At 55.6% G+C, this 7,226-nt stretch carries 5 protein-coding genes; 1 reads left to right on the top strand and 4 read right to left on the bottom strand.

Annotated elements, in window-relative coordinates:
* The first annotated feature begins 3 nt into the window (after positions 1-3).
* On the top strand, positions 4-1,032 hold the full coding sequence (locus tag VGE80_RS24300; protein ID WP_373652174.1) for a TIGR00730 family Rossman fold protein: 1,029 nt from the start codon (positions 4-6) through the stop codon (positions 1,030-1,032).
* 171 nt (positions 1,033-1,203) lie between these two features.
* Here VGE80_RS24300 and VGE80_RS24305 read toward each other — a convergent pair whose 3' ends face one another.
* The 4 genes from VGE80_RS24305 to VGE80_RS24320 form a co-directional block, all read right to left on the bottom strand.
* The gene (locus VGE80_RS24305; RefSeq protein ID WP_440594451.1) at positions 1,204-2,670 is read right to left on the bottom strand and encodes an Nramp family divalent metal transporter; all 1,467 of its coding nucleotides are present in this window, start codon (positions 2,668-2,670) and stop codon (positions 1,204-1,206) included.
* A gap of 223 nt (positions 2,671-2,893) precedes the next feature.
* On the bottom strand, positions 2,894-4,111 hold the full coding sequence (locus VGE80_RS24310; protein WP_373652176.1) for a phosphatidylglycerol lysyltransferase domain-containing protein: 1,218 nt from the start codon (positions 4,109-4,111) through the stop codon (positions 2,894-2,896).
* 118 nt (positions 4,112-4,229) lie between these two features.
* Positions 4,230-5,723, bottom strand: a complete 1,494-nt coding sequence (locus VGE80_RS24315; RefSeq protein WP_440594452.1) for a Gfo/Idh/MocA family protein — start codon at positions 5,721-5,723, stop codon at positions 4,230-4,232.
* A 337-nt stretch (positions 5,724-6,060) separates the two neighbouring features.
* Positions 6,061-7,226: hypothetical protein (locus VGE80_RS24320; RefSeq protein ID WP_440594453.1), on the bottom strand; the 1,166-nt coding region annotated here is incomplete at its 5' end.

Below are 7,226 nucleotides of genomic sequence, written 5' to 3' on the forward strand. Positions count from 1 at the left end.
TTTATGAGTTCTGATTCTACATCGCCAATCGGGCCGGATCCGGTTGCGCCCCTTGTCAACGAGAGTTACGAAGCCGACGCTCGAGCGACATTGGTCGCAGAGATTAAAGAGACGGCCGACAAGTTAAATCGCGATCAGGCGTCACGCGGTGACCTGAAGATTCTCAGTCGCGCACTGAAAGAACTGCGGTACGCCTTTAAAGTTTTCACCCCTTACCGCAACGTGAGAAAAGTCACGGTGTTCGGCTCTGCACGCACTCCACCGTCTCACCCGGACTTCCAGGACGCCCTCGAATTCGGCAAGCAAATGGCCGACCTGGGCTGGATGGTCGTCACAGGGGCAGGGGGCGGAATCATGGAAGGAGCCCATATAGGTGCAGGGACCGCCATGTCGATGGGGGTGAACATCATGCTTCCCTTCGAACAAGAAGCGAATCCCGTCATCAACAAAGATTCCAAACTCGTCACCTTTCGCTACTTCTTCACGCGGAAGCTGATGTTTGTGAAAGAAGTCCACGCTGTGGTGCTGTTCCCCGGTGGCTTTGGAACGATGGATGAGCTGTTTGAAGTCCTGACGCTGGTTCAAACCGGCAAACGAGACATGATGCCGATCATCTGCGTCGAACATCCTGGAGGGACCTACTGGTCCAACTGGCTTGAGTTCGTGCGGACGGAACTGCTGGACCGACAGTTAATCAGTCCTCGTGATCTGTCACTCGTGAAGCTGACGGATGACGTCAACGTCGCTGTTCAGGAAGTCGCCAACTTCTACCGGAATTACGACAGCATGCGGTACATTCGCGATGTACTGGTACTGCGAGTACGAAAGCCGGTGACCGATGATTTGCTGACTCGACTCAACGACGAGTTCTCTGACATTGTGTTCGGCGGGAAGATTGAACGGACAGATACGCATTCGTTTGAAATGGAGGACACCGACACACGTGACCTCCCCCGAATCGCTTTGCGATTCAACCGCCGTGACTCGGCCCGCTTGCGAGAGATGATTGACGTCATCAATCAAGAACCCTGATTGAACTCATCCCTCAGGTGATTTAACGGTTTGCACGTGCGCCTTACACGATCAGGCCCGAAATGCCTTGCGGTCATTTCGGGCCTGAATCGTTTCTCGCTCCTGCGGTCACGTACCGATAGGCCGGATGGTGCCGTGCGTTGCTCCGTCACCATGGTCAGGCGTCCGGGACTAGCGGAACTGCTTCATGATCAAGGCGACCGTGAGCCCACCATAGGCGAGCGAACAGAGGAGCAGCCCGATCCGCCGCCACATCGCCGGACGTAATTCTTTTGGTAGAAAACGCGTATTCACTCGCAGAATCTGCAGTGCCGCGATCGCCATGATCGGACAGGCGATGACACCGAGCACCTCAAACAGTTGCAGTACCGTTCCGACGCGAACGGCGAACAAGGCCCACGCAGTCAAAACAAGCAACAGAACCGCATAGACCCGGCTGGCTGGCCACTGACGTACCCGCGGAAACGCAACAAGACTGATGTCAGAGACCATGCGGACCAGCACATCGGTGTTGCCCAGGTGCGTGGAAAAGAGAATCCAGAACCCATTCAGCAGTGCAAGGTACCAGAAACCGGACCAGAGCTTCTCGGCCATATAATGCGCCTGGAAGGTGCCGGCTGCCATCCCGGGAAGCTCAGCATCTGCGGGAATGAGTGCAGCAGCCAGGTTGACATTGAGAAACATGCCCAGCAGACATCCGAACGCCCACAATGCGACCTGGTCGAGTACCGAATACCGCCACCAAACCTTCCACCGGCGAAGGTTCTCCGTCGTGACGGGGAATGTTGTTCCAATCGGTTTGACCCCGCCATGTTCGCCAGCGAGAGCACTGCCGAACATTCCCGACAGGGCCCCCATTCCAAATCCCTTATCGCGGAACCAGTTGGAGATCGCGAGATTACCGAGCCCTCCTGATCCCGCCGTCGCCGCGAACGTCGCCAGCAGCACCAGGTCCACATTATTGTTTCGTGGTTGCAGCCCCACAAAGCCTTGAACCGTCGCCACCGATTCTGACACAGGTACAAAGATCGCGTTGACGACGATGAGAAAGCTGAAAATGAAGACGATCATGATCCACGACAATCGCTCCAGAACTCGCTCGATCGATTCTCCTGACAGCAGGAGCAAGACAGCGAGGACGATGACACCGGTGGAAATCATGTGCTGAATCCACACGTCATTTGCGCCGTTGGGTAATCGCCCCATGATCGCAGCGAATAAGACTGCTCCGCATGCCGCCGCCAGGGCGGGGGTGGCAAGCTGCGCGACACCGATCAGAATGTAGAACCACCCCCAGAACAGCTTTCCAGGCTGAAGCCGCATAAAGCCGGTAACAATCGGTTCGCCGGTATAAAGCGTGTACCGCACGGCTTCGAGGTTGAATATCGTCTGGAGAATGACTGCTACAGTGGCGATCCACAGAATTCCCCGGCCGAACTCTTTCGTGGCCAGGGGCCCGGCGATCCATTCACCCCCTCCAATGGCTGCGGCGAGAAGAATGGCTCCCGGACCAATTGTCCGAAAAAGATTGACGAGACCGAATGGCAACGGTTCAGGCAGGTCGGCCCGTTCCCAGGCGGGCAGGCACCCTGGATTGATCTCGTCGATACGTCCGTCTTGCGATGTCTCGGAATTCACGGGGTAGTTGCCTCCAGTTTGCCTTCTCGCAGTCTGAATTAACGTGCAAGACTTTACCGATCGGATGATCGCAATCCCAGTCATCTGGCCGATTGCAAGCGACGATTTATCAGACTGAAGGCAACGGAAGCGGTCATTTCGCGAGCCCACGATTGCGCAAGGACGAGATCAACAGGCCCCCTGCAGTCGAGAAGCCATGGATGCGCACTCGACCGCTTCCGTTCTACGGCGAAAGACCCGTCTTTTCCAAATCGGCAGAAAGTTTGCCGACAGCGGAATCGAGAGGGGAAAGGTTCCCCGAACCGGGAGCTGGATTCGGTTGTTGCTGCTTCTCTGGAGTCGACAGGTTCCTACGTGTGACAGGCCGAACCAGTCGACGCCAGAGAATCCCCGCCAGGCGGTTCAAGTCGAGATTAAGTGCCCCAGAAAGCTGGATGAGGGAGCACATCGACCAGACGGATGCTTCTGGCCAGTGACAGATGTAACGAGGAACAAATCGAGGTCGGAATCGACTCTTAAAGTGGTACTCGCCCGGCATGTCGAAAAAGAGAGACGCGTAGTTGAAACCAAATTGAAGACAGCGCCGGATGATCCAGCTATCCCCTTCCAGTTTCTCGGTCCGTACGGCCGGACACAGGCATAGCGAAACGGCCCGCACCCCTTCTTGCTTCAGATGGTCAACAGCCTGCTGCATCAGAAAGGGGACCACTCCCCGGGGTGCATCCAGCCGCCGACGATATGTTTCGATGGCGTATTGCTTGCCGGCATCGTAGGGGAGGCAAATGAGAAAACCTTCGATTCGCCCCACCCCGTGATCTGATCGAGCGACGAAGAGACGGCGGCGGCCCCAACGTTCTGGCGCCACACTTCCATTAAAGAACGTCACGTCGCCTCGCTGCGGCTTAATCGACAGGCATTCGTCTGCAATCGATCGAACCTCTCTCAGCAATTCGGCCCATGCCGAAGGCGTAAAGCTGTCGTGGCAACACTCGATGACCGACAGCCCCTTCCGCCGACAGAAATTGGATTGTCGCCGAACCCACTCAAAATCACCTCCCCCCCATGTCAGGCCAGGAAGATCGAGGATTGGTTCTTCGCCCCACTTGGTGACTTGAAAACCAGATCTTCGGAAGAGTTCAAGGTTCGAATCCGCGACGTTGTAAAACGTCGCCTGATACCGCTTCCGCTCCAGAAATGCCTTGAATTCCCTTAACAGAGCAGGGTGTTGTGATGCGGGCCCGAGAAGCCCTCCCTGAACATGTACGAAACGACCTAACCGGACGTACACAATGACTGCGGAACCGTCTCTCAGCCAGAATTGCCTGAGGCGCCCTTCTGTGGCGAGATAGCTGTCATACGCCTGACCGTATTGAAACGCGATCTCTTCCAGGCGACCCCGTTGATTCACAGGCGTATGCAGTTCGCAGGTGAGTTGAGTCAAGATCCAGTGTTCCTTACCGACGCGGTAATAAACGAACGGATGCCGGACTCGCGCCCGACATCACGTTCGATGGACTTCCCAGATCGAGATCTTCAACCAAAGATCGCCGAAACGAATTTCAAAGGTCTTCCGTTCTGGGAACGATATAAGGTGACCGATATTCCCGGGTCAGCATCTTGTTCGCCTCATCGGCATGAGGTCCCGTAAAGGTCTCTTCAGGCGTGATTGACAGCCGAGGACCAACCGTGATCTTGGTGGTCTCAGTGTCGATCTTGTTGTCGATCAGATGCTGTCGGAACCGATCGAGTGTTTCCAGCGCTTCCGAATCGCCACTCAATTGGCCAGCCAGTTCCTTAACGGTGTGCGGCGAACCAAGTCGGTAAGAAATGTTACCGACGTGGCACATGGCACTAGAGAAATGGCCCTCCTCGATGTCTGCGTTCAAGTCTTCGTGTTTTCGGCTGCGCACGGCATCGATGAAGTTGGCGAAATGGAACCGGTCATTGCCCCCCTGGAACTTAATTCCGGTTGGTTTTCCTTCCAGGTTCAGCACAACTCCGCCGTTGTAGCTGGGAACAACCATGATCCCTTCGGTTCCGTAGAAGATGACACCGACACTGGCGTCTGTCATCTTCTTTTCCCCACCTTCTTCGTAAGGATACCCGTATTTTTCGGTCTTCAGTCCACGCACTTCAAAGACGAGGCGTTTTCCATTGGCGAATTCGTGGATCGAAACCTGCGTATTGGCCGTTTCGCCCGCATCTTCATAGCCCAGTCGACCGCCGTAGCTCAAAACGCTATTCCCGATGTTCGCTTCGCCGAGACCCCAGCGAGCGATATCCATCTGGTGAATCCCTTGATTCCCGAGATCTCCGTTGCCGTAATCCCACATCCAGTGCCAATCGTAGTGCAGTGACTTGCGGTCGAGTGGCTTGATTTCGGCGGGACCCGACCACAAATCGTAGTCGACGCTGGCAGGAATATCGTAGTTTCCTTTTGGACCGATCGAACCACGGGGCTTGTAGCACAGCCCGCGAGCCAGTTTGACTTCTCCAATCCCTCCCCGGTGGATGAAGTCAATCGCCTCACGCATCCCGGGGTTGGAACGGCTCTGAGTTCCCGTCTGGACGATCCGTCCGTACTTCCGGGCAGCCTCGACAACGCGGCGTCCCTCGCTGACATTGTGACTGACCGGCTTTTCGACGTAGACGTCTTTTCCGGCCTGAATGGCCCAGATCGCAGCGAGTGAGTGCCAATGATTGGGGGTGGCGATCGACACGATGTCGATACTCTTGTCTTCAAAACACTTTCGCATATCGCTGAAGACGGCCGGGCGATGACCGGTCTTTTTCTCGATTTCGTCGGCACGGTTATTGAGCACCGTTTCGTCGACATCAACCAGGGCAACGATCTGACAATCGTCTCGTTCGCCGAATCCAGCCAGGTGCGCACCACCGCGCCCCTTGATGCCTACCACGGCAACTCGAAGTTTCTCGCCCTTGGGTGCATCGCCCTGGGCGAAGCACCTGGTGGAAGCCGAACCCGCCAGCGTCGTCGCGGCTGTGGCAAACATCGACTTTTCAAGAAACTCACGGCGCGAAACATTCGTCATCGTTGCGATCCTCTTGGGAAATGCGAAAGGGTCAATTCAGCAATTCGCTAAGTGGATAGTTTAAGCGTCGACTGATGCAACCCGCAACCTGACGAAATCGCTCATCTCACCTTGGACGAGTGAAGTTCGCCGCAGGAAAACTTGTCCTCTGCGAAAGGGTCTTTCTGTTTCGATTTGCCCCCCGACATCGACTGACAACCGACAAGGCAAACCAGCACCAAACAAAGAGGAATCCAGCGCTGTGCCCGCAGGAAGTGTGCAATTCGTCGAGGTTGCTGCCGCGTCATTTTGAGTCCTTTCAGTGGATTAACGGTTCGTTCGGGCCGATCCGCGGTTTCTACGGTCGACGAAAGTTGCGATTGAAGATTTCAGGGTCAAACGCATCGAACGGCTTCAGGGGAGTCGCTTTTGCTTCGCTCGACTCTGCTCCTAATTCACGGGGCCGTGTCCCTTTGGAAGCGAGTGATTCCGAAGAGTCGCCTTCGACCTCCAGATCTGTCGCTGCTGCTGGTGCTACATCGTCATCGTCTTCGGAAACGTCATCGCTCACGGATGAAGATTTCAATACGTCGGCTTCATGAACGACCTGAGCAATTCGTTTAGTGGATTTTCTTTTCGACTTGAATCCTGCCATGGAAGCAGGCTGATCGCTGTCACGCGCGTCGGGATTTTTCTCTCTGGCGACAGCAGCGGCCCAGGCTTTCAGAAGTTTCATCTGTTCCGCAGCGGCGGGTCCGACGAAAATCGTTCCCCGTCCCCCGTGGCTGGCTCGAGTCGGTTCCAGCAAAGGGCTGCGAGCAACATCGTCCAGATCCAGTTGCTTCAGAACCTCTGCCAGATTTTTCTCGGTCGTCTGACGCGAGCCATTGCCGCCGATCCGGGCCGGGTATAGACGAAACTCGCTGGCAGTGGTGACGCCATGGCAGGAAGCATTTCCACACTTATTCAGCAGCAGAGGCTGAATGCGGGAGGTAAATAGAGTCGCCGACTCCTTGGACAACCCGCCCAGTGATTCGGCAGCCGGTTGCAAAAATCCTTCTGATGATTTTCGCGGTGACGTTGTCGGAAGTCCCTTAGGAGGGGTATTGATCCGAATGGTATCCGTCAGACGCTGCAGAAACCGCCGGGCCTGTTCATTCTCAGGATCGGCTTTCAAACATTTTTTGAGCTCATCCTGCGCTTCATCGTACAGCCGATGAGAAACACACCACGTTGCGAGGTCGATATGCGTAGCGGGTGTAGGATGCACGACACTGTCGCGAAGTTTGCGATATCCTTCGTTGAGGTTGTCCACAACGAACTGCACTTCATCGTTCCCAATCTGAAGCCGCCCGTTAGGTTGTTCGACGAGATATCCACCACCATTTCGACTGACGATGCCCGAGAGAATTCTCCCTGTGGTTAGCATCACAAGTCGCTCGCGCGGCTCGTCGTCGTCGGCGGAAGCGGCGAAGAGCTCTGCCCGTGCAGCCAGACGGAAGAATCCGGCACACAAAAGCAAAG

Source organism: Schlesneria sp. (assembly GCF_036405755.1).
GTDB lineage: Bacteria > Planctomycetota > Planctomycetia > Planctomycetales > Planctomycetaceae > Schlesneria > Schlesneria sphaerica.